We start from the raw sequence: 23,392 nt of genomic DNA on the forward strand, positions 1-23,392 counted from the left end.
GGTGCTCGGATGCTGTTGCGAGGGGATTAAGTGGGGATTAACACCCACTGTAAGGTGATTGCCGCGAGCACGCCATAACGCACGCTTTTGGCCAGGGTCACCAGCAGCAGGAATCGCCACAGAGGCTCACGCATCACCCCGGCGACCAACGTCAGCGGGTCGCCAATGATCGGCACCCAACTGAGCAACAGGGTCCAATGCCCCCATCGCGCGTAATGTTGACGGGCTTTGTCCAACTGCCTGTCGCTGACCGGAAACCAGCGCCGTTCCTTAAAGTGCTCAACCCAGCGTCCGAGCCACCAGTTAACCACCGACCCCAGCACGTTGCCCAACGTGGCAGCCCCCAGCAACAGCCCTAGGCTGTAATGCCCGCTGAGCAGCAGGCCGACCATCACGGCTTCCGATTGCAGTGGCAGTAAGGTCGCGGCGCCAAACGCCGCGAAGAATAATCCCAGGTAGCCCGCGATCATTGCGCCGGGTATTCAGCCACCACGACATCTTTACCCTCACGGGTCAGCCCGATGACTTGATAGGCCTCGCTGCGGCCTCCCACTTCCATGCCCGGTGAGCCCATGGGCATACCCGGTGCAGCAATGCCCAGCAGGTCGTTGCGTTTGCGCAGGGCCAGCACTTGATCGGCGTGCACATGGCCTTCAACGAATTTGCCGTCGATCACGGCGGTATGGCACGAGCCCAGGCGCGGTGCCACGCCCAGGCGTTGTTTGACGGCGCTCATATCGGCTTCCACGTGGTCGTTGACCTTGAAACCGTTACTTTCCAGATGGGTGATCCACTTTTTGCAGCAGCCGCAGTTGGCGTCACGGTGCACGTCGATGGGAATCAGGTCGGCGGCCTGGGCGAGGGTGGTGGTGAACAGGGCAGACAGCAGGGCCAAGCGTAATGTGCTTTTCATAGAGGAGACTCGCGTGCAGGCGTTAGGCTTTGGGATGGCGGCGATCATGACGACGTCATTGCAAGCAGGCCAGCTTCCACAGCTCTGCAGGCAGGGCGGGAATGTTTCAAAATTATACGACGGGGGGATTTTCCATCCGAAGCTTGAGCTGGCCGAGGGCAATCGCCGAGAGTTCGATCATGCGTTCACGCAACGTGGTCAGCTGCAATTCGGTTTCATACGTCAATACACGCTTGAACAGCGTGCCGCCTTGATGGGGCAGCAGGAAATAGTGGATGGAGCCATCAACCGCCAGGGAGGTGAACACCGTCTTGAATTCGCCGGGGCGCCGGGCGATCTGTACGCGGTAACTCATCGGCACACGCACACCCAGCAAGTCGATGAACTCGGTGAAACGTGCGCCGGCGGGCAGTGAGCCGGTGGTGCCAGTGTCGGCGCTGAGGGAGGTGGGGTGCCATTCGTGCCAGCGATCCGGTTGGGTCACATAGTCGTAAACGGCTTCGATGGGAGCCTGGATAAAGCGTTCCTGACTGATCCGCTCCAAGCGGAACGACTGCTCGGCTGCGCGCATGGCACACCTCCTGTGTGGCGTCTTCGAGCTGTCAGAATAGTCCCACTCCCGCGCTTTGGCACGGGAGTGTTTCAGCCATTTATCACCGCACTTTGAAGCGACTCATCAACGCAATCACCCGGCCATTCGCATCCAGCAGGCTCTGGGTATTGGTTTCAGTGGCGTGGCCGCTCTCTACCAGCTCTTCGACCATTTGTCGGATCTGCACCATGCTGCGGTTGATCTCCTCGGTCACTGCGCTTTGCTGCTCGGCGGCCGTGGCGATCTGGGTGCTGAGGTTGTTGATATGGCTGACGGAACCTGCCATTTCGTCCAGGCCGGTGTTCACCCGCGCCGTGGCATCCGCCGCCGACTGACAGCTGGCCTGGGTGTTTTCCATGGCGGCTACCGAGGAACTGACGCCCGCGGTCAGGCGGGTGAGCATTTCGTTGATCTGCGAGGTGCTGGCCTGAGTGCGTGCGGCGAGGGCGCGGACTTCATCGGCGACCACCGCAAAACCACGGCCTTGTTCCCCGGCCCGCGCCGCTTCAATCGCGGCGTTGAGGGCGAGCAGGTTGGTCTGGCCGGCAATTGCACCGATCACGCCGAGGGTTTCGGTGATGCGTGCGGCGTCCTGGCGCATGTTTTCCACGCTGTGGGTGGCGCTGGAGACTTCGCCGATCAAGGCGCTGACGCTGTTGGAGGCCTCACCCACAACCACACGGGAACGGTCAGCGTGCTCATTGGCGCGCTGGGTGAACGCAGCGGTTTCGGCGGCGTTTTGCGCGACGGTGTCGGCGGTGGAGCTCATTTCGGTGATGGCGGTTACCGTCTGGTCGGTTTCCGAGGCGTGCCGCACCAGAATCTGGTTGGTGTGCGCCGAGGTCCGCTGCAGTTGCTCAAGGCTCGACGACATGGCGCCGGTGGCTTGGGTGACTTCGCCGATCATGTTCTGCAAGTAGACAATAAAGTGGTTCACCGAGTGACCAATGGCACCCAGTTCGTCTTCGGCGCGGATGGTGATGCGCCGCGTCAGGTCGGCATCGCCGGCGGACAGTGCGTCGATATTGGTTTTCAGCGACTTCATGCGCTGCACCAGTTGGCGGATCGCATACACCGCGAGCAGCACCAGCAGCAATACCATGGGGATTTGCAGCAGGGCCAGGGTGCCGAGTACGTCATCGCGCTGAGCGGTAATCAGCGAGGTGGGCAGGGCGGTGGCAAGGAACCACGGCGTGCCGGCGATCGGGCGCATATAAAAGGTGCTGGCCACGCCCTGGTTGTCGAACTCGCTGCGTTGTAGCGCCTGGTCGCGCTGGGCCAGGGCCTTGCTGACCTGGGCGGCGAACGCCGAGGAGCCGCTGAGTTCGCTGATGTTTTTCAACACCACGGGACTGCTGATGCGCGTGCTGTTGCTGATGATCTTGCCGTCGCCTTCGACGATCAGCATTTGCCCGCCGATGTCTTTTTCTTTGCTGGCCACCAGGTCGTTGAAGAAACCCAGGGTCACGTCGATGGTGGCGACGCCATACGGCACGCCGTCGCGCTGGATCGCCATGGCGCAGTTGGTACGCGGCTCCTGGCTGGCGTCATCCTTGTAGGCGGCGGCCCAGGCGCATTGGCCGCGCGGCGAGGCCAGGCCACCTTTGTACCAGCTCTGGTCGTAGTAGTTAGGTGCGGGGTCGCTGTTCCAGAACGTATTCACCGCCAGCTTGCCCGAGGCATCGCGGTGCCAGAACGTGCTGTGCTTGTTGCGTCCAGGCGTGCGTTGATTGGGTAACGGCCAGATCCCGCCGCCGAAGACTTTCAGCTCGCCGTATTGGTCGACCAGGCCTGGGAGGACTTTGTCGATGGCATCGCTGTCGAGCAAAGGGATGGTCTGAGTGATGGTGCGTTGCTGGGACTGAACCTTGTTCAGCTCGCCCTGGATTTGCTCGGCGACCTCAGCGATGCGGTTGAGCACCACCTGTTCTTCGGTGTGACGCAGCGTAGGCGCGACCAACTGGCCGATTCCCACCACGGTCAATACAAATAAGACCAGGACGAACAGCACCAGGAACAGGGTATAGCGGGCTTGGATGGAGCGCAGTGTGGGCATGAGGTCGTCCTTACGAAGCGTTTATTGTCGACGCGGCTTTATTAGAGCTTCGTAGGGCTATCGGCTTGGACATGAGGAGCTTTAGGTGCCCTCGTGCAAGAAAAAAAGAGCGCCTTTTGAGGGCGCTCCTTTGATCAGATATTCAGCATGGCCATTACCGCCTCGGGGTAGCGCAAGCCGGCGGGTGCCTCGGAGGGGAAGATCGCCTCCAGTGCCGCCAATTCTGCCTGGCTGAGGTTGATCGAAACGGCCGCCGCATTTTCTTCCAGGTACTTGCGCTGCTTGGTGCCGGGAATCGGAATGAGGTAATCGCCCTGCGCCAGCACCCAGGCCAGCGCAAGTTGCCCGGCGCTGACACCTTTATCGGCTGCCAGCGCCTGCACTTGCTGCACCAGTTGCAGGTTCTTGACGAAGTTTTCGCCTTGGAAGCGCGGGTTGAAGCGACGATAATCATCGACGCCAACGTCATCCGGACTCTTCAGTGCGCCCGTGAGGAAGCCACGGCCGAGCGGGCTATAAGGCACAAATGCGATACCCAGGCGCTGGCAGGTGGCGAGGCAACCGTTGTATTCCTGGTCGCGGCTCCACAACGAGTACTCGCTTTGCAGGGCACTGATCGGATGCACGTTGTGAGCGCGTTCCAGGGTGGCGGCGCAGGCTTCGCTCAGGCCCAAGTAACGCACCTTGCCTTGTTGCACGAGCTCGGCCATCGCGCCGATGGTTTCTTCGATGGCGACCTCCGGGTCGATACGGTGCTGGTAGTACAGGTCCAGGGTTTCTACACCCAGGCGCTGCAGTGTGCCGTTGATGGCTTCGCGGATGTACTCGGGGCGGCCATTGACGCCGCGCAACGCGGGGTTGGCCGGGTCGCGAAGGATGCCGAACTTGCTGGCCAGGAACACCTGCTCGCGCTTGCCAGCGATGGCTTTGCCGATCAGTTGTTCATTGGTGTGCGGGCCGTACATGTCAGCTGTGTCCAGGAAATTGATGCCCAGCTCCAACGCGCGATGCAGGGTGGCGGTGGCTTCCCGAGTGTCGTTGCCAGGCGTGTAGAAATCGCTCATGCCCATACAGCCGAGGCCGATGGCGGAGACGAGTGGGCCGTTTGTACCTAGAGGACGGGTGTGCATGGGGTCAGCTCCTTGATGGGGAAGGACTCCATTGTCACGCTCGACAAAAACTGGATAAACCGGCTAAAAGTGCTATCACTGTTCGTATTATCTAAATAATCCAATGGGGAGCCTGCACTTGGACCGTTTTAACGCGATGCGCGTGTTCACACGGATCGTCGAACTGCGCGGCTTTGCCAAGGCGGCCGACAGCCTGCAATTGCCACGCGCTTCGGTGACCATCCTGATCAAGCAATTGGAAGCACACCTGGGCGTGCAACTGTTGCAACGCACCACGCGTCAAGTCAGCCCTACATTGGATGGCGCCGCGTATTACCAGCGCTGCGTACAACTGCTGACAGACCTGGAAGAAACCGAAGCGGTGTTTTCCACCCAGCGCCACAACCCGCGCGGCACCCTGAGCGTGGATATGCCGTCGGGCATTGGCCGCTTGATCGTGATCCCCGCATTGCCGTCATTCACTGCGCGCTACCCGCAGATCGAACTGGAGATCCGCCTTAACGACCGCCCGGTGGACCTGATCCGCGAGGGCGTGGATTGCGTGCTGCGCGGCGGCATGGCCCTGGACGAATCGCTGGTGGCGCGGCCTTTGGCGATGATGGATCAACTCACCCTGGCGAGTCCGGAGTACCTGGCGCGCAGAGGGGTTCCCACTTCATTCGAAGACCTGGTCGATCACCAGATGGTCGAGTACGTCTCCAGCGCCAGCGGCAAACGGTTCGGCCTGGAGTTTGAGGTGGGCGGCGAATTACAGACGGTCAACCTGCCCAAAGGGTTGGCGGTGAACAGTTCCGACGGCTACTTTGCCGCATGCGAAGCCGGGTTCGGCCTGATACAGGCGCCGAATTATCACGCAATGCGCCAATTGGCCGAAGGCACGCTGGTTGAGGTGCTACCAAGGTTGGCGGTGCCGAAGATGGCCCTGACGGCTCTGTATCCGCCGCATCGCCAGCTGTCCCAGCGCGTGCGCGTCTTCGTGGATTGGTTGGTTGAACTATGCGCCCAACCTGGCACCGGGTTGCAACGCTAGGCGTGCGCCTTGCGATAAGCGCCGGGTGGGGTATTAAATCCTCGCCGCCCCGGCGTGAGTCCGCGCAGTGTGAGCACTAAACAACTTTCCTGAAGATTTGAAAATCACCCGCCATGTCACCCTTTTGCAGTGATTGATTGGGATTAGGGATGCGGTAGGTACTTTTCGAGGCGATGGTCTGCGAGCCTTCATAAATGCCGATGCCGATGCCATTGGTGAGTTCCGCGATGCCCGGCACACCCTCACACGTCATCATGTGTGAACGGCCGACCAACACCACAGATTTTCCGCCGTTGGCATGTTGCTCGATAGTTCGTGTAGCAAAATAGTTGAATTCTTCCAGGCGCTGTTTGGATAACGCCGTATCAGGCCGGATGTTGTGGTAGGTACCCGACACGTCCTTACGTTTCGTCAGCCAGTAGTGTTCGAGCGGGATGACCTTGATGCCATTGAGCTCGGCTTTTTTCAACAAGTCGGCCAAGGTCGGAAACTTGCCCGGTGTCCGCGCATCAAGGGCGACAGTGCCCAGGCCGGCGTCGCGCCAGCCACCGTTGCTTTTGGGCAGCAGTCCTTCGCAAAAAAAAGATCTGACCCCCTTTGCCTGAAATGTGTCCATCGCATCGTAGAGCGTTTGAAAGCTCGACATGCCTTGATGGGACTCACCAAATACCAGCGTATTATTTTGGTCCAGCGCTTTCTCGATAAGGTCATTCGGGGCAGTCGAACCGTTAAGGACCGGCAGCGGTGGGCGCGTTGCTGGGACGGTGGCCGTGATATAGAACGTACTCATGTCATTAAGAAATTTTTGCCGGGTAGCCCCCAGTCGCGATGGGGTGAAATGGGCATGCACCTCTTTGGCTTGGGTATTTTTCAGGTATTCACCCGGCGTTAAATGGTCGGTTTTCTGCGGCAGGGTGGGCGCAATCGTTGGCGGGAAAGGAGGGTACGAATTCAGAGCTACCGGGTTATAGCGATGGTTGCCTACGACGGACGAGGTTCGGCTGGCCGGCATCAACATATTGGACTGCGCCCAGCTTGCAGGGGTGAAGTAGTCGAGTGGCGGGCCATAGGGTTTCTGAGTCACGGGGTCGTAGTGATACCAACGATCTTCGTGGAAAACGGCGATGGTTTCGACACGTGCGTCGCCGACCAGCAGTTCACCGCTGGCGGCGATGCCATGTTTCTTACTGGCGGCCAACAAGTCAGCTCCATCGGCGGCTCGGAACAGGGAACGATAGCTCTCCACGGCGAAGTTGGCTCCTTTGCCAATGACGTTTGCGGTACCTCTGATCACATCCGTTACGCCACTCACTGGATTAAGTTCACTTATCGCCGTGACCCCCAGTATCCTGGCCACCTTGAGGGCTTTTTGCACCCCAGAAACCGCGGCGGAGCTCGCCTTCACGACCTTCGCACCGGCACCGAGTCCGGCGGTAACGAAGCCGAAGATATCGATGGCCAGGTCCGTGAGGCCTGCGCCGTAGTTGCCGTCCTGGAAGTTATTGATAGCCGAGCGCAGGGGGATGAGGTCGAGCAGGAATTGTTTCAATCCTTCCTGTTGTCCGCGTTCTTTATCAAAGGAGGTCAGTCCCCTGGACTGCGCGTCAAGGCCAAGTGCTTCGACGTAGGCGTCGGCGATGTGGCGAGTGCGCTCACTGGAAAAACTCTGGGGCGATCGATAGCTGTCACCCACCCGTGCCTCACGCAGATGCGCGGTGTTGTTGTCCTTAGGTGTAAAGCGCTCAACTTTGTGGATCATGTTGTAGAAACGCCGACTACTTGGGATCTTCCCCTCCAGCAAGGGTCGTTCCCGGATCAGGCCATGCTCCGGGTCAAGCTCGTAGACAAAGTCTTTTTTATTGTGTTGGATTTTTACCAGCAGGCTGTTTTTTCGACGTTCAAGGGTGTCTGAAAGCAGCCCCGGCGCGTAGGTGTTTTCCTTGAAGAACTCGAGCTTCCCATTAGCAAAACGTGTGCGGTCTTGAAGTGGCAGTCGAGCCACTAATTGCTTGACCAGCGTGGCGTGAAGGTCTTTTTGCCTGTTCAATGCAGGCTCGAATTCAACTGCGATGTCGGCAGCTGCGGTTTTGCTCCACGTGTTGAATGCGTCAATCGGAATACGCCTGTCGCGGGTCTCCCAGAGATCGGAGGGACCCAGGGTATTCCCTTCCATGACGATGTCGAGCATCGAGCGCGAACCTGGGTTGAACTCTCGATCCTTGATCGACAAGCCCCTGATTTCAAACACACGCTCATCAATATCCGGAAATGCTTGCTTGAGTACGGCCAGGGCCATCGCTTTGCGGCTCGGTAGCTTGATGTCCAGCTGCTCCGAGGCCGCTTTCATTTGGTCCAGTTGCTCATTGAATGCAGTTCGCGCCAGATCAAGTTCGTCCTTGCCGTAATGCTCGTCGTTTCTGATGCGCAGATAACCGTTGCATACACCCCAGTCGATCAACGCTGCTCGCTGCGCCGCTTTGGAGGCGGGCGGCGCCAGGTTCTCCGCGTTTTCCAAGAGCTGAGCGTACGTCATCTCTTTTGCCGAGCCCGGCACGTGGGCTTCTTGCCTGGCGACCAGAATGCTCATCGTCGCCCAGGCGTGGCTGCCATAGACCACATGGTCAGGGATGTCCTTTAGCAAAAACTGCGGTGCCACCCGAGCCAGCAATAGCCGGGCCGCCAAGTCACCGGCTTCGCTACGCCGCTCACTCTCCAGGTGGCGGCTCAAACCGTCGATCACTGCTGAGGCCGGTTTACCCCAATGATCGTTTTGGGCAAGGTTGTAGCCAGCAACGGTGCTCCTGCCCGGAGCCGTCATTGACTCGGGATCCAGGCCTATCTGGATAGCCGCCAGTACATAATCCTCTCGACGGGTGGCATTTGGAAAACCCGCCAATGCTGACTCTATTGCCTTGCCCAGCGCTCGTGCGCGCGGGGTATCGAGCAGCAGTTCCAACGCCTTGGCAGGATCGCGCAGTTCCAGTGGGGACAGGCGCTGCCCTTGGAGCAGGTAGCCCAACGCACCGTGACGCCGCGTGATCAGCGGTAATCCTTCCAATTGCGCGGTGTTACGGTCGACGAGGTTTTCGATTATTCGCTGTTGTTCCGCGCTCAATGGCACGGGCCAGCCCAGGGCTCCACTGATAGGGCCCGGTCTAGGCGCAGGGGAGGATGGCACAGCCTTTATCGGTTGCGTTGCAGTGACAGTGTCTGGCTGCATTGGCGATGTATAGGGGGGAGGCGAAATTGAGTGGAGCCTGGCGGCACTGCTGTTGGCGGTCATAGCGAATACCTGTGAATTCAGAGGTTCTGCGCGTGCTTTCAGACTTTCTGTCGAAAAGGCACAATTCTGATTGGCAGTGCTCGCCGTCGCCGTTCCCGTTCACAGTGTGATCGGGTGTTAATGGGATACCGCTGGTCAATGGCTAAATCCAGCCGGACATGCCAAAGTTTTTCATCACCTGTAACATGAGCGCCTGTCGGCCCGTTCACAGCGGCTATATTTTTCAGGTTCAGGAACCCGTCATGACACAAAAGCAACGTTTGAAATATTCGATTCTGATTGCCCTGGCCGTACTGGCGACGATGTTTGGCCTGTCCTACCTGCAGAACACTGGGGTTATCAGTGAGAAAACATTCCAGACCATCGCCATTGCCGTCGCAGTGGTCGTCGTGGTGATCAACGGTGTCATGCGCCGCAAGGTCAAGCTCTAAGCGCTAGATCGCGCCTCAGGTGCGACCTTCGATCACCTTGGCAGCCTCTTCGTGGAGGCTGTAGCTTTTATCTGCATTGAGGGTGATCACGCCTTCGCTGCACAGACGCTTGAGCACCTCGCGCACGCTGAGAAATGACAGCGGAATGCCTAGTTCCAGCAAATGGCTGTGCACGCCGCGCACGCCGAGGCTGCGTCGGTTGTCGGCGGCGGTGAGCAGGGCGTCAATGACCTTCAGCCGGATCAGGCTGGTGCGCAAGCCAAAACACTTGAGCAGGTGGCGAATACGCTGGTTGCCTTGCTGTTCCGGCGTTTTGCCGAACACGTGTGTACCGCTGCCGAAATGGGTGTCGGCAGCCGGTGAATGTCCATCCGTGGGCACTTGCGGGTTGTACATGCTAAAACTCCCTATCAGAGCCTGATCAGGAAAAAAATGAGCGCTCTTGGTTAATAAGACGAACGAGCGAGCGAAATCATGAAGTGCCGGATGTAGAAAATTTGTCGGTATCGGTTTTGTTACGTTCGCGCTGTCTTCAATAAACCTCGCCCCTTGCTAAATTATTCCCGGTGGTTTGCGTTCTTACGGTGGGGTTATTGCCCCGCGTGAGGCGGTTAAATCTGACTGTGGAGTCTGCGTGATTATTTCCAATGGGGTGTCCAGGGTATGTATGGCCGGGGTGTTGCTGGGATTGAGCCTGGCTGCTTTGGCGCGGGAGCAGGTGACGCAAGCGTCGGCGGATATCCGGCGTACCAGCTACGGCGTGCCGCACATCCGCGCCAATGACGAGCGTGGCCTGGGCTTCGGCATTGGCTACGCCTACGCCCAGGACAACCTGTGCTTGCTGGCAAATGAAGTGGTCACGGTGAATGGCCAGCGCGCCAACTTCTTTGGCCCGGAGCAGACGACCCTGGAAGAGCGCACCAACCTGGCCAGCGATGTGTTCTTTACCTGGCTGAATACGCCGGACGCCGTCGCCGCGTTCTGGAAAGCGCAGAGTCCACAGATCCAGCAGCGTATTGAAGGTTATGTGGCCGGCTACAACCGCTACCTGAAAGAGCAGAGCGCGCCGGCTCAGTGCCAGGCGGCGTGGGTACGGCCACTGGTGGCTGAAGACTTGGTCAAACTGACCCGTAGGCTGCTGGTGGAAGGTGGTGTAGGCCAATTCGCCGAAGCGCTGGTCGGTGCGACACCTCCACACGCGACGGCCAGTGCGCCGACCAGCGCCAAGGCGTTTGAACTGGCCGCCGCCAACCAACAGCGCTTCGCCTTCGATCGCGGCAGTAACGCGGTGGCGGTGGGGCGGGATCGCTCATTCAATGGGCGCGGTATGCTGCTGGCCAATCCGCACTTCCCGTGGGTGGGTGGCATGCGGTTTTATGAGATGCACCTGACCATCCCCGGCCAGTTGGATGTGATGGGGGCCGCGCTGCCGGGCTTGCCGGTGATCAATATCGGCTTCAATCAGCATGTGGCGTGGACCCATACGGTGGATACGTCCAAGCACTTCACCCTGTACCGCCTGACCCTGGACCCCAAGGATTCCACGCGCTACATGCTCGATGGCAAATCTGTTGCCCTGGATAAAACCACGGTGAAGGTGCGGGTCAAACAAGCCGATGGCAGCCTCAAGAACCAGTCGCACACGGTCTATAGCTCGCAGTTCGGCCCGGTGGTGCAGTGGCCGGGCAAGCTCGATTGGGATAGGCATCACGCCTACAGCCTGCGCGACGCCAACCTGGGCAACGACCGCGTGCTGCAACAGTGGTATGCGATGAACCGCGCCAGCAGCCTCAATGAACTGAAAACCTCAGTGCGCACCCTGCAAGGCATCCCGTGGGTCAACACGGTGGCGGCCGATGACCAGGGCCAGAGCCTGTACATGAACCAGTCAGTGGTACCCAACGTCAGCGCGGCCAAACTGTCGCAATGCAGCGACCCTCGCGCTGGCGTGCAACTGATCATGCTCGACGGCGCCCGCAGCGCCTGCGCCTGGGACATCGACCCACGCGCGGCCCAGGCCGGCATCTTCCCGGCCGACCAACTGCCGCAACTGGAACGCAGCGACTACGTGCTGCATTCCAACGACTCGGCGTGGCTGGTCAACCCCAAGGCGCCACTCACCGGGTTCTCCCCGGTGATCAGCCAGGACCACATCGGCCTCGGCCCCCGCGGGCGCTTCGCGCTACAACGCCTGCAGTCCCTGAATAAACCGATCAGCGTCACCGACCTGCAAAACATGGTGATGGACAACGAGGTGTACCTGGCGGGCCAAGTCATGCCCGACCTGCTCGCGTTCTGCGCCAAACACCTCGGCGCCGACACCACCGCGCTGCAACCGCTGTGCACCAGCCTGAAAAACTGGGACCAGCGCGCCAACCTCGACAGCGGCGTGGGCCTTGTGCACTTCATCAACCTGGTGCAACAGCTGCAGCAAATCCCCGACGCCTGGCGCGTCGCCTTCGACCCGGCCCAGCCTCTCATCACCCCACGTGGCCTGGCCATCGACCGCGCACCCGTCGCCAAAGCCCTGCGAGAAGCGATGCTGACGTCTACCGCCGATGTCGCCAAACTCGGCCTGAGCGCCAACAGCACATGGGGCGATATCCAAGTCTCGGGCCAAACCCCGGTCCATGGCGGCCCGCAAGAATTGGGGGTCTACAATGCCATGCAAACCGTACCCCGCGCCGATGGCAAACGCGAAGTCGTCAGCGGCACCAGCTACCTGCAAATCGTCACCTTTGACGATCAGGGGCCGCATGCCAGGGGCGTACTTGCGTTCTCCGAGTCCAGCAACCCAGCCTCCAAACACAGCAAGGACCAGACCCTAGCGTTCTCCCAGAAAAAACTCAGCCCGCTGCCCTTCACCGAAGCCCAAATCAAGGCTGACCCGCAGTACCAACAGCTGCACATCAAGGAGCAGGGCAGGCACGCAACCCCTTGATGGCAATACGAAATATTTTTGAAATCAAGGGGTTGCACGCACTGGCAAATACGTACATAATGGCGCCCATCGAACGCAATGAGGCATTAAAAACCTCAATGTATTCAATGAGTTAGAGTAGAGGCAGGGTTTTTCAGCCCACTCAATTTTTTATGCGGTGAGTGTTAGTCGTTGAGACACTGATCGTTTGAGGCCGAGTAGCAAAATGGTTATGCAGCGGATTGCAAATCCGCCTACGCCGGTTCGATTCCGACCTCGGCCTCCACTCTTAGAAGCCCTGTAGATTAACGTCTACGGGGTTTTTTATTGTCTGCGGTTTGGTCATCACTTCCGCAATTTTTCGGATCGCTTCCGCATCCCTACCTTTTTTCGGGAAATTTAAGACGCCGTTATCGTTATGCCTCTCCCGATTGGACGTGGGATTGTGATCGATACTACGGAGCCTGAGCGGCTACTAATGGCCGATTCTGTTGAAAAAGTCGGCTTCGAATTCCACGGCAGAAAAGTAAGCGCCTGAGATTGAAATCTGAAATATGGGCAGAAGGTTCAGGGCTCGAATTTGACGTAGCAGCGTGCACCAGGGGTGTTTTCAACCATCAATATTCGAGCGTTTTGGGAAACCGACTTTTTCAACAGAATCGGCCAAAAGCAGACGCTCAAAAATGGCAGGTATTGCAAAAATGGGGTCAGACCCTAGGGTTGCTAGGGAAATGGCCCCCGATGTTGTGGCAGGACTCTGACCATTACCTGCGTCCTGCGTCTAACTGGGGGGCATTTCTCGCAGCAACGCGGCTCGCGATGAAACGGCAACAGACCCTAGAGCTGAAAGCGCGAGATGTTCTCTCGCAATGTGACGCTGGTGCGTGCCAGTCCTTCGCTTTCCTGCTGAGCGCTGCGGAAGGCTGCAGCGGATTGCTCGGCGCTTTCGCTGACGGTCACGATGCCCCGGCTGATCTGCTCGGCAACGGTACTCTGCTGTTCGGCGGCAGCGGCGATTTGGTGGTTCATGCCGTTGATCCGCTCGATCATGGTTACGATCGTGCTTACCGCGTCACCGGCCTCGGAAACGCCGGACACCGACTGCGCACTGGAGCTCTTGCAGCGTTGCATATGCTGCGAGGTCTCGTCGGCAATTTTCTGCAGACTGGCGATCAGCCCTTCAATCTCTGAGGTGGCCTTCTGGGTACGCTGTGCCAGGCTGCGCACCTCGTCGGCTACCACCGCGAAGCCGCGTCCGGCCTCGCCAGCACGAGCAGCTTCGATGGCCGCATTGAGGGCCAACAGGTTGGTCTGGTCGGCCACCGACTTGATCACTTCAAGCACGCCGCCGATATTGCCGGTTTCATTCTTCAGCCGGCCCATGGCCATGTTGGACTGTTCGATTGTCTCGGCCAGCTCGCCGATCATGTTGACAGCATCTTTGGCCTTCTGCTGGCTGTAGAGGGCCGCGCTATCGGCCTCGCTGGCGGCACTGGCAGCGGATTCGGCGTTGCGCGCGACATCCTGCACGGTGGCGGCCATTTGGTGAACGGCGGTGACGATCTGCTCGACCTCGCACTGTGCCATGGCCACGCTTTCGGCGTTTCTCAGGCTCGATTGGCTAAGCTCCTGGCTGGATTCGGCTACGGTCTGTGAGGACAGGTTTATCCCCTTGGCCATGTCCCGCAGGTTCTCCTGCATACTCAGCAGGGCGGCCATGATGCTGGCTTGTGGTGGCTCAATCGTGCGCTCGCTAGCGCGCAAATCGCCCTTGGCAACCCGTTGGGCGAGCTGGTTGAGTTCACTCGGTTCGGCACCCAGCGCGCGCAGCAGGTTGCGGCTGATGACGTAGCCCAGTACCGCTGCTAGTAAGACGGCCAGCGCAGTAATGGCGAGCAGAAGGTCGCGTTGTGACAGATAGTGTGCGTCATTTTCGCTGACCTGCAGGTCTGCCTTCTGGTTGGTGTAGCGCAGGTATTCGCCAATTGCCTGGGTCAGCTCGGCCAGTAAGGGTGTGCACTGCTCGCTGACCATGCGCAGGGCCTCATCGTTTTCACCCTTGAACAGGTGTTCGGCAATGGTGTGCGCTACCGGTTTGTAGCGGCTCTCGACTTGCTCGAAGGTTGAAAACAGTTCACGTTCTTTGGGCGACACATCATCATGGTTATCAATTGCCTGGCGTAGCGCGGCGAGGCTGCTGGCCACCATTTGTTCGTTGGCGGCAATAGCACCCCGCTGCTGTCCTCTCGCGGTGATATTGCTGTTCAAGGCGATGTTACGCAGGGCAATCGCGCGCTGGGCGGCGGCGTCGTTCAGTGTGTTGGCCAGGCGGGTGCGTGCATCAACGCCATTAATGTAGAGGAAAAAGTCCTTATTGCTGTTAGCCAGGGCGTACAGCGAGATAGCGGCGATCAGCAACATAAACGCTAGCAGGCTGGCATAGCCGGCATAGAGACTGGTCCGTGTAGAGAGTCGCGGAGTCTGCGATGGCATGATGAACCTGCGTAATGGGAGGGGCAATTGGGGTCACCTGCAAGGGTATGTATTCGCCCTTGGTCCGCATCCTGCGCAGGTATTCTTTTGTTCGACAGCAACGAGTAGCGGCGTCATTTCCAGGCTGGTTTAGTCTTGTACAAGTTTTTATGTTTGTACAAGTCTTGTACAACCATATCGGCGTGATGTCGTCATGACATCATGCAATCCAGATGAACGGTCGGTAAACTTCGGTTGCTGGCAGGCGCGAGAAATAGAGGCCTGGCTATCGGGCTGACTACTGTTTGGCGGCGATACAGCCCAAGGCCATCTTTGGGCCGATAGAATCCTGAGAGCGCTGTAAAAATGCGTAGCGCTATTTCTGTACAGGTATTTTGTATGGGAGAGCGCTAGGGCGTGCTAATTGTGGGCAGGCTTTTCGCTAGGGGCTGTTGCCGTTTCATCGCGAGCCTCGTTGCTGCGAGAAATGGGTCCCGGTTATGGGGGGCGAGTTCATTATCGGATCTCCATGCGCGATGGCGGGGCAGGTTTGCCCAACGTGCGGCGAGGGGGTTATGCAAATGGCGAGCGATGGCGTTGACCGCCCCACTTGCGGGACATTCATGCCGGCTGGAAGAGCATGAGAGGGACTAGCGGATTGATCAGTGTCTCGACCCGAGCGATCTACGCCATTACCTCGCCGATGCTGGCGTGGATGGTGGAGGAAAAATACATCGAGCCGCACGTGGCTGAGCAGAACAATCTGTCTGTGCAAGATCTTCTGCGCACCAGCAATGATTTGAATCAGTTGGCGATAGGGCTTAAACAGGAAGTGCGTTGGTTTCGCTTGTAACGGAGAGTCAGAAATTGTTGTTCGGTTTGAGTCGCAGCTAATTCCCTAGATTGAATCGCCGATCACCGGCAGGCCCGTAGCGGGATTGTAGTTACTTGCTCCGATATCTGCTGTTACAGCCGGGCACGGTTGGTATGGAAAGCTGATCTTTCCAGAGGCTATTGAGATCAGTTCAGACTAGTGTCTGCACGGACGCAGGTCGGCGGGCATCGCGGACCTCGGCGAGGTTGAGGCTGGGCAGCCGGTCGTGGGGCACTCAAGTCAATCCGTTTCACGGGGAGTCCGGGTCATTTCCGGGCGGTGGGCGGATTGATTTGAACTGCTGATTCCTCCAGGTGCCGAAATAGCACCATCCAGAGGACATAGCAATGACTGAAGAAAAGAAGAAAGAACCTGAACAACAAACTCCAGCGCACTCCACCGAGGAAGAGCGCGAGCGCCTGAAGGACTTCAACAAAAACGGCATTCCGCCCGGCACTTGCTGAGTATTACGCGATCCGTGCCGTAAGGCGTGAGAGGACGGCGGATGTAAATCCGCCTCCTACTCGATCTGTGATTTGGGATCGTGCGCGCAACCGTGATCCTTTACGGAACAAGGCTATCGTCGAAGTCTTCACGCTCGATGGTTGTGTAGGCCTGCTCGCGAATGCCGCCTTCGGAATAGGTGCATAGTCGACTTGTCGCTTTTTTACCCGGCAGACGCACGACGATGCCCTCGCTGAATTCGGTGTCGTTAGGTTCTCCTGGGGTAGAGTTTGTGCGCACCGTGCGGTCGAAAACGGCGTAGGTTACGCCATGATTGGTGAAGCGCAGATGTGCCTCGGCGCCACCTGAGTAGCCCGTAGAGCTGAGCCAGAAATGACCGTTTGGTGGACTCAGCTTCTGGGGGTAGCTCAATTCAATTTTGCCGGGCGTACCAAATCGATATTGCACGTGGCCTGTTGTCGCTGAGAAGCCTGGCGATGCGCACACCGAAATCATCTTTGGGCCGGAGTTGCATCCGAATAATAGTGTTTCTTGCGTCGAACATAGAAAGCGCTGTTCCGACGTCGCAGCGAGCGAGTCGAGCGCTATGGCACTCATGGTCAGGAAGCAAAGGCCCTTTAGCATCGTGACTTTAATTCCCATGAGGGTTCCCGTTTTATTCGATGAAAATTCATCCGTATTTGTTTGTGTTGTCGCAAATGCAGGATTTTGGGTGCAGATATCGGAAGTGTGTCGCAGTCTACAGGCCCGTGTAACCGTAGTGCCCCCACACCTACACATCCGCCAAAAATCATCCAGTCATGGCGATTCACTCATTGTTTCGCGAATAAAGTCAGCGATCTTCGGGTGGGACAAGCGTGCAATCAAGACGCTTTGACTGACGACGCCGAGTTGCAAATCCTCTTTTGGGATGTTTGGTGAATACAGGGCCACCGGAGTCGCCGCTGTCCGGTATCAAGCCATCAGCCCCCACACAGAAAGTGTTTTGCAGGTTCACGTTTGGCGCGAGTGATGTGCACAGTGCGTCCGTCATTCTGGGCAAGTGTGCGCGCTGCAGATGGTCCGGCTGTGCGTCGGGGGCTGGGTTGCGCGCCGTGTTTCCCCAGCCGAGGGCGGTGGGGCGCTTGATGCGATCTTCAAGCCCTTCTTCGCGTGTTACCAGCGTGATGGCCTGGATGTCGGTGATGTCGCGATCGAGTTTGAGTAGCGCGACATCAAGGGTCAGCGAGCGCAGGAATTCAGGGTGAAGGGCGATTTGTTGTACGCCGACGGTATGCCCCTGCAGTGTATTGCTCAACTGGGTGCGCCCGAGGATCACCTCGACGTCAGCCGGTTGCGTGTTCACCAGGCAATGGGCCGCGGTCAGTACCCATCGAGGTGCTACCAAGGCCGCGCCATAACCGTGACGCTCCAGCGACGTCGTGCCTGCCGCTTTGAATTGGAGCGAAGCCATAAACGGAGTAAGCGTCCGGTAGATACACCTTGACCACACCATTTTCCCCTCAGTGACCTCCGTAAGCCTAGGGTTGCTCATCGCCGCCTCGTACGTAAGGTGATTGTGGCAAGCGGAGCATGCAGGCGCGAGACTGGAAGCCGGAAGGGTCAAGACAGCGGCGAAGTGGTGGTTTGGTTCACGACACCCGTGCGGGGGCGTGAGCGTCAACCTCGATTCATGGAATCATTTCAACCGCCGTCGTCGCAGCTAGATCCCCAGATAATCTCTGAGATCGGCCATCGCTTACAGTGTCATAAACGACAGCCACGTCAGAGTCTGCGCGCAGAAATCAGGTTGCCGCGGTGTCCGGAAGCGTGCCGACACGATCCATCCCTTTTACACTACCGGAAACTGCGACATCTTCTCTCAGGGCCGAGCCAGGAAGGAAGAGATCAATGGGTTGAGCGCTGATGCACACTCCTCTGGAACCCAGTGGCCGCAACCTGGCAAAACGTGCGATTCAACGTTGGTGGCGTAGCGGCGGATGTTTTCGGGCTGCTGGGCCCCGAATCCGCCATTACCACCACCGCCAACCGCGAGGACAGGCAGTGTTAATTTGGTCGCTACCAACTTCTCGTTCTGCGCGATCGATTGTGGCAGCGCGCGATAGTATTCAAACGCGTGGTGGAAGGTCTGGGGCTTAGAGTATGACCGCACGTAACGGTCTACCAGTTCATCAGTGAACACCGCTTGGTTACTGGCATGGTGACGAATGAAATGCGTCAGGAACAACCGCTCGTTTCCTTTGACCATTGCGTCAGCCAACTGACCTGAGGCTGCGAAGAAACTGTGGTGCCATCCCGGTGCTTCTCCGGTCGCGACAAAGGCTGGCAGCGAATAGAGCGTGTCGTCAGGAATTGTCGCTTCGATGAAAGCGGCCTTCACAATATCTTCTGGATGGCGGGCCACCATTGGATAGCTATTCCAGATACCAATGTCGTGGGCGACGAGATAGAAGGGCTTGTTCGCACTAATCCGCTTGGCTAGCTTGTGGAGATACTCAGAGATATCCACGCCAGTGAAGGTAGTCTGCGGCGGCGCTGACAGGCCAAGACCTGGTAGATCGACTGCTACGACCGTATAGCGTTCCGCGAGTTGCGGCATGAGGTTATTCCACTCATACCATGTCTGGCCGAAGCCGTGGACAAGCAGCACTAGGGGGCCTTTGCCGCCACTTACGAAATGCAGCTTCACACCGTCAACAGTTTCGTAGGCGCTGGTAAAACCTTCGGGTATCGGAAACTCCGCCTGTGTGGCGCTGACAGCTGGAGGCAGCGCAGGATTGATCTGTGTTGCGTGGGCCTGAGTTGCACCCATAGCGAGCGCAGCAACGGCTAGTGCAATTGCATGGAGCTTCATGTTTTTCACCTGGTGGGACGATAAATGATTGGGCAATCAGCGATTTTGTTGAGCGCGACTACCGGGAGGAAAGGCGTAGCGCCGTGCTGCTAGTGCTATTACAAAAGCGAGGAATGCGAGGATGGCCACAGTGGGCGGCAGCGTGGACGTACCACCTTGAGTGAGGAGCGCTCCGCCAACAGCTCCGCCAGCCGCGATCGCCAGGTTCCACGCAGTGGTTACCATTGCCTGGGCCAAGTCCACGCCATCGCCGGCGGCATCAGCTGATGCAGTCTGCATCATGGCGCCCGCTCCACCAAAACCCAGTCCCCAGACAACGGCGCCCAGATAGACCGCGATACTGTGTTCTCCAGCGATACTCAAGAACGCAGCGGTTAAAGCGAATGAGCCGATCGCTGCAAGCACCATCAGACGGAGCATCCGGTCAACCCAACGCCCGACTACCCATATGCCAACAAGCGAACTGATTCCGAACGCCAGCAGGACTAGATCGACCCGCGACTGCGACGCTGTTGAGAACGGCGCGATGTAGGTGTAGAGAATGTTGTGGGCAGTCATCCAGGCCAGGATGACAAGCAGGATCGGTATGACGCCCTTCGTTCTGATGACGCCAGTGAGCGAGGGACGGTTGTTGCCTGTTCGGCCAGGAGCATCGGGGACTTTCACGATGATCCAACCGATCAACATGACAGCAAGTGCCGATAGAATCAGAAACGATCCGCGCCACCCCACCAGGCTTCCCAGGAACGTCCCCAACGGCACACCCAGCGACAGCGCCAGGGGCACACCCACCATCGCGACCGCCATTGCCGCCCCTGTCTGTTCGGGACGTACGATGCTACGTGCGTAGCCTGCAAGTATTCCCCACGCTAAACCTGCCGCACATCCTGCTATGAACCGTGCGATCAGCACGACACCGATTGACTCAGCCATCGCGGTCAACGTGTTGCCGATAACAAAGCAGATGATCGTTGCAAGCAGGACAGGCCTGCGGCGCAAGCCTTGCGTGAGACTCGTGAGTGGGATTGCAGCCAACAGCGATCCAAGTGCGTAAACAGCGACAAGCTGCCCCGCAATAGCCTCAGTGATCTGAAGTCCAGAGGCGATGCTGGGCAACAAACCGGCGGGTAATGTCTCGGTGACGATGCATAGAAAGCCAGCGGCCGCTAGGCCAGCCAGTGCCGCGATGGGTAGTCCGGAGATCGTGGTAGGAGCCTCATCGGACAGACTCTGTGATGGGGAGGGCTGCATGATTTTCCTTGCGATTGGCGTACGGGCTGCCGTGTAGAGCGCCACCTGACGACGTGGATATTTACGTTAGTAGTCACTATAGTATTCACAAACCCCAAAGTAAACGGTTTCTGTAATGGTCATTAACGTAAATAAGAGATCCCGCGGGCGACCGCGTCAATTTGTCCTTGAGGACGCCATCCAGGTCGGGCTGCATCTGTTCCACGAGCATGGCTATGAGAATGTCAGCGTCGCATCGCTGACCGAAGCGATTGGGATCACGCCGCCGAGCTTCTATACGGCCTTCGGCAGCAAGGGTGCGTTTTTCAACGATGCTTTGAGGCATTACTCCGCGACTGTTGTGCCACTCGACACCTTTTTGATCCCAGACAAATCACCGCAGACTGTACTTAGGGACATGCTTAGGGCTGCGGCACATGCATACGCCGCTCATCCGAACCGCCGAGGTTGTTTTATTCTGGAGCATGCGAAGGCCGGAGCCACTGAGTCGGGAATAGCTGCTAAGCAAATCGCAGACGAGAATCGTGCAAAAGTGATGGCGTTTCTCGAAGCATCTGGCATCTCCGCTGCTAGCCACGTCGTAGACTATGTCTCCGTGACCATGCTTGGCCTGTCGGCTGCGGCGAAGGAGGGTTGGGAGGAAGAGAGGCTGAATGCAGTTGTGGAGACCGCCGCGGTAGGCCTCGGCAAAATAATAGGCAGCGCCAAGGATATACCTGAAGAATCTTCCTGAGACTTCCACGCACGAGGCTTTAACTCCTGAAGTCATGACGCCGGCCTCGCTGGCGTCGTCCGGCTATTGCCTGGTTTCTCTCTACACCCGCACGCCTTCCTGGCCAACCCAATGTATGAGTCTTGCGCGATTAATCCGATTGCCACGTATGCGGCAGCAACTGATCGATTTCACTCGCCCGCTGCGTCGGCAACCGCGTCAGCACATCCTTGAGATATGCATACGGATCATGCCCATTCATACGTGCAGACTGAATCAGACTCATGATCGCCGCCGCGCGTTTCCCACTGCGAAGCGACCCTGCAAACAACCAGTTGGAACGCCCCAGTGCCCACGGCCGGATCTGATTCTCGACCGAATTATTGTCTATGGGCACAGCCCCATCCTCCAGATAGCGCGTCAGCGCTATCCAGCGTTTAAGACTGTAATCAAAGGCTTTCGCCGTCGCTGATCCGTTGGGCACAAGATCGCGCTGGGTCAACATCCATTCGTGCAGTGCTTTGGCCAATGGTGCTGCTTTTTCTTGTCGTATTCGCCAGCGATCCTCGTCACTCATGTCTCGCGCTTGGCGCTCAACTTCGTACAAGCCACCAATCGAGTGCAGTGCTTGTTCTGCCAACTGGCTTTTATTCGCTGCGTGCAGATCGAAAAACTTACGGCGAGCGTGGGCCATGCAGCCAATTTCGGTCATGCCCTTCTCGAATCCGGCTTTGTAGCCAGCAAAGTCATCGCACACCAGCTTGCCGTTCCATGAGCCGAGGAAGTTTCGCGCATGCTCACCGGCGCGGCTCGGACTGAAGTCATAGACCACAGCCTTTAGCGCTGAAAACGGTGTGGTGCAGTAAGCCCATACATAAGCTCGGTGCGTTTTCTTCTGTCCGGGCGCAAGCATTTGCACCGGCGTCTCATCGGCGTGGACAACTTGCTGCGCCAGAACGGCTTCTCGCAAGGCATCAACCAGCGGCTGAAGCTGTACACCGGTTTGCCCAACCCATTGAGCCAGTGTGGAGCGCGGTATCGCCAAACCGGCGCGGCCGAACATTTTCTCCTGCCGATACAGCGGCAAATGATCAGCGAACTTCGCCACCATCACATGAGCCAGCAGACCTGCGGTCGGGATGCCCTTGTCGATCACTTGGGCCGGTACCGGTGCCTGGATCAGCGTTTCACACCGGCGGCAGGCCCATTTCCCACGTACGTGTTGCTCGACGGTGAACACGCCCGGCGTGTAATCGAGCTTCTCGCTGACGTCTTCGCCGATGCGCTGGAGCTGGCAACCGCAAGTGCACTGGGTGTTTTCTGGTTCGTGATGAATGACGGTACGTGGAAACTGCTGCGGCAGCGGTGCGCGCTTTGGTTTTTGGCGCACCTCTTTTGGAGCCGGAGCCGGCTGGAGTGCCGTCAGCTCAGCGTCGATAGCCTCAAGATCAGTGTTAAGCAGATCGTCGAGCAAGCTGCCTTGCTCAGGGCTGATCTGCTCGCTGCGCTTGGCAAACCTGTGCCGCTTGAGGATCGCGATCTCGTGAGTCAGCTGTTCGATGATGGTTTGATCGCGATGGATCTTTCTGCCCATGGTGTCGACCTTCGACATCAACTGCGCAGCGAGCGCGCGCAGTTGGTCGGGGGTCATTTGGTCAAGGTTGGGCAAGGAAGTCATGCCGTGGATTTTACCAAAGCAGACCGCCTACGGCAGCAGGCTCAGACGCCAATTACACTTTTTAAAGGATCGTGATTGCACCGCCAGCCCCAACGCGCTGCCACGGCAGACCAAGCACCAAGGCTTGAAGTTGTTCAGTATCCAGTTCCAGCTCGCTACCTTGTCGAGTGCCTGGCCAGTGAAATTTGCCTTGATTCAACCGCCGAGCTGCTAACCAAACCCCAATCCCGTCGTGTACCAGCACTTTCATCCGGTTGGCCCGTCGATTGGCAAACAAATAAGCGCAGTGCGGCTTCGCCGCACCAAATACCGTAATGACTCTGGCCAAAGCAGTCTCGGTACCGGCGCGCATATCCATGGGCTCAGTAGCGAGCCAAATGGCGTCGATGCGGATCATTGAGCAAGCTCACGGATAAAACGGGCACACCCCACAGGGTCTGTAGATGGCCACTTCACGGTGAGGTTCTGCTGGCCGAAAGGCACCTCGATGGTGACGAACATTTGCTGATCGGGCAGTGGTAGGGATGGTAGTTTGATCGGAACGAAAGCGGGCAACGCCAGCGCCTGGCAATCACGATAAACAGGTAACCACTTTCGAACCAAGTTGGCGTTGATGCCGTGGCGCTGGGCTACGCTGGCTAGCGACACGCCGGGTTGCAGGCATTCCTGGACGATCTGGGCTTTAAGGGGTTTGGGGTAAGAGGTTCTTTGGCGCATGGCGATCCTGATGA

General features: G+C 58.1%; 20 protein-coding genes, 1 tRNA gene and 1 pseudogene. 6 read left to right on the forward strand and 16 right to left on the reverse strand.

The genetic code is table 11. From position 1 onward, the window contains the following. Positions 1-26 precede the first annotated feature (26 nt). The 6 genes and pseudogenes from AACY52_RS02655 to AACY52_RS02675 form a co-directional block, all read right to left on the reverse strand. Positions 27-470, reverse strand: a complete 444-nt coding sequence (locus AACY52_RS02655; RefSeq protein ID WP_339416063.1) for a YqaA family protein — start codon at positions 468-470, stop codon at positions 27-29. Further along, positions 467-913 (reverse strand): DUF411 domain-containing protein, encoded by a 447-nt coding sequence (locus AACY52_RS02660; RefSeq protein ID WP_339416064.1) that lies wholly within the window; start codon positions 911-913, stop codon positions 467-469. Before AACY52_RS02660 ends, AACY52_RS02655 begins: the two co-directional genes overlap by 4 nt. 112 nt (positions 914-1,025) lie before the next feature. After that, positions 1,026-1,484 carry an SRPBCC family protein gene (locus AACY52_RS02665; RefSeq protein ID WP_339416065.1) on the reverse strand — a complete coding sequence of 153 codons (459 nt, stop codon included), beginning with the start codon at positions 1,482-1,484 and terminating at the stop codon, positions 1,026-1,028. A gap of 82 nt (positions 1,485-1,566) precedes the next feature. Then, on the reverse strand, positions 1,567-2,412 hold the full coding sequence (locus AACY52_RS32150; protein ID WP_370468008.1) for a methyl-accepting chemotaxis protein: 846 nt from the start codon (positions 2,410-2,412) through the stop codon (positions 1,567-1,569). A gap of 15 nt (positions 2,413-2,427) precedes the next feature. After that, positions 2,428-3,561 (reverse strand): annotated as a pseudogene (locus AACY52_RS32155) (cache and HAMP domain-containing protein); the annotation flags it as partial. A gap of 134 nt (positions 3,562-3,695) precedes the next feature. Continuing rightward, the gene (locus AACY52_RS02675; protein ID WP_339416068.1) at positions 3,696-4,691 is read right to left on the reverse strand and encodes an aldo/keto reductase; all 996 of its coding nucleotides are present in this window, start codon (positions 4,689-4,691) and stop codon (positions 3,696-3,698) included. A gap of 118 nt (positions 4,692-4,809) precedes the next feature. Between AACY52_RS02675 and AACY52_RS02680 the strand changes: the two genes are divergently transcribed. Further along, complete coding sequence (locus AACY52_RS02680) at positions 4,810-5,721, forward strand: LysR family transcriptional regulator (protein WP_339416070.1); 912 nt, start codon at positions 4,810-4,812, stop codon at positions 5,719-5,721. Positions 5,722-5,797: 76 nt separating this feature from the next. On the opposite strand, the gene AACY52_RS02685 is transcribed toward AACY52_RS02680, so the two are convergent. Next, positions 5,798-8,836 carry a membrane-targeted effector domain-containing toxin gene (locus tag AACY52_RS02685; RefSeq protein WP_339560228.1) on the reverse strand — a complete coding sequence of 1,013 codons (3,039 nt, stop codon included), beginning with the start codon at positions 8,834-8,836 and terminating at the stop codon, positions 5,798-5,800. Positions 8,837-9,246: 410 nt separating this feature from the next. Between AACY52_RS02685 and AACY52_RS02690 the strand changes: the two genes are divergently transcribed. Next, complete coding sequence (locus AACY52_RS02690; RefSeq protein ID WP_049713137.1) at positions 9,247-9,435, forward strand: hypothetical protein; 189 nt, start codon at positions 9,247-9,249, stop codon at positions 9,433-9,435. A gap of 15 nt (positions 9,436-9,450) precedes the next feature. Here the strand turns inward: AACY52_RS02690 and AACY52_RS02695 are convergent, their stop codons facing one another. After that, positions 9,451-9,831 (reverse strand): fe2+ zn2+ uptake regulation protein, encoded by a 381-nt coding sequence (locus AACY52_RS02695; RefSeq protein ID WP_339416075.1) that lies wholly within the window; start codon positions 9,829-9,831, stop codon positions 9,451-9,453. A gap of 238 nt (positions 9,832-10,069) precedes the next feature. Here AACY52_RS02695 and AACY52_RS02700 point away from each other — a divergent pair, with 238 nt between their 5' ends. Both AACY52_RS02700 and AACY52_RS02705 read left to right on the forward strand, forming a co-directional pair. Continuing rightward, entirely contained in the window at positions 10,070-12,376 is a 2,307-nt protein-coding gene (locus tag AACY52_RS02700; protein ID WP_339560229.1) for an acylase, read from the forward strand. Between the two features lie 191 nt (positions 12,377-12,567). Then, positions 12,568-12,641 (forward strand) — tRNA-Cys (locus AACY52_RS02705). A gap of 551 nt (positions 12,642-13,192) precedes the next feature. Here the strand turns inward: AACY52_RS02705 and AACY52_RS02710 are convergent. Next, on the reverse strand, positions 13,193-14,848 hold the full coding sequence (locus AACY52_RS02710) for a methyl-accepting chemotaxis protein (RefSeq protein ID WP_339416142.1): 1,656 nt from the start codon (positions 14,846-14,848) through the stop codon (positions 13,193-13,195). Between the two features lie 619 nt (positions 14,849-15,467). On the opposite strand from AACY52_RS02710, the gene AACY52_RS02715 reads away from it, so the two are divergent. Further along, on the forward strand, positions 15,468-15,680 hold the full coding sequence (locus AACY52_RS02715) for a hypothetical protein (protein WP_339416143.1): 213 nt from the start codon (positions 15,468-15,470) through the stop codon (positions 15,678-15,680). A gap of 585 nt (positions 15,681-16,265) precedes the next feature. Here the strand turns inward: AACY52_RS02715 and AACY52_RS02720 are convergent. The 4 genes from AACY52_RS02720 to AACY52_RS02735 form a co-directional block, all read right to left on the reverse strand. Then, entirely contained in the window at positions 16,266-16,808 is a 543-nt protein-coding gene (locus AACY52_RS02720) for a hypothetical protein (RefSeq protein ID WP_339416144.1), read from the reverse strand. Between the two features lie 190 nt (positions 16,809-16,998). Continuing rightward, entirely contained in the window at positions 16,999-17,700 is a 702-nt protein-coding gene (locus AACY52_RS02725) for a serine protease (RefSeq protein ID WP_339416145.1), read from the reverse strand. 327 nt (positions 17,701-18,027) lie between these two features. Beyond that, the gene (locus AACY52_RS02730; protein WP_339416146.1) at positions 18,028-19,020 is read right to left on the reverse strand and encodes an alpha/beta hydrolase; all 993 of its coding nucleotides are present in this window, start codon (positions 19,018-19,020) and stop codon (positions 18,028-18,030) included. A gap of 36 nt (positions 19,021-19,056) precedes the next feature. Further along, the gene (locus AACY52_RS02735) at positions 19,057-20,271 is read right to left on the reverse strand and encodes an MFS transporter (RefSeq protein WP_339416147.1); all 1,215 of its coding nucleotides are present in this window, start codon (positions 20,269-20,271) and stop codon (positions 19,057-19,059) included. A 115-nt stretch (positions 20,272-20,386) separates the two neighbouring features. Between AACY52_RS02735 and AACY52_RS02740 the strand changes: the two genes are divergently transcribed. Further along, positions 20,387-21,004, forward strand: a complete 618-nt coding sequence (locus tag AACY52_RS02740) for a TetR/AcrR family transcriptional regulator (RefSeq protein ID WP_310190979.1) — start codon at positions 20,387-20,389, stop codon at positions 21,002-21,004. A 130-nt stretch (positions 21,005-21,134) separates the two neighbouring features. Here the strand turns inward: AACY52_RS02740 and AACY52_RS02745 are convergent, their stop codons facing one another. The 3 genes from AACY52_RS02745 to AACY52_RS02755 all read right to left on the reverse strand — a co-directional run bounded on the left by AACY52_RS02745 (position 21,135) and on the right by AACY52_RS02755 (position 23,378). Further along, positions 21,135-22,661: an IS66 family transposase gene (locus AACY52_RS02745; protein ID WP_339427546.1), complete on the reverse strand. Its 1,527-nt coding sequence runs from the start codon at positions 22,659-22,661 to the stop codon at positions 21,135-21,137. A gap of 61 nt (positions 22,662-22,722) precedes the next feature. Beyond that, the gene (gene tnpB / locus AACY52_RS02750) at positions 22,723-23,058 is read right to left on the reverse strand and encodes an IS66 family insertion sequence element accessory protein TnpB (RefSeq protein ID WP_157831304.1); all 336 of its coding nucleotides are present in this window, start codon (positions 23,056-23,058) and stop codon (positions 22,723-22,725) included. Then, positions 23,055-23,378: a transposase gene (locus AACY52_RS02755; protein ID WP_339427545.1), complete on the reverse strand. Its 324-nt coding sequence runs from the start codon at positions 23,376-23,378 to the stop codon at positions 23,055-23,057. Before AACY52_RS02755 ends, tnpB begins: the two co-directional genes overlap by 4 nt. Positions 23,379-23,392: the final 14 nt, after the last annotated feature.

This window comes from Pseudomonas sp. EA_65y_Pfl1_P113, from assembly GCF_963970525.1.
In the GTDB taxonomy this organism is placed as follows: domain Bacteria; phylum Pseudomonadota; class Gammaproteobacteria; order Pseudomonadales; family Pseudomonadaceae; genus Aquipseudomonas; species Aquipseudomonas tritici.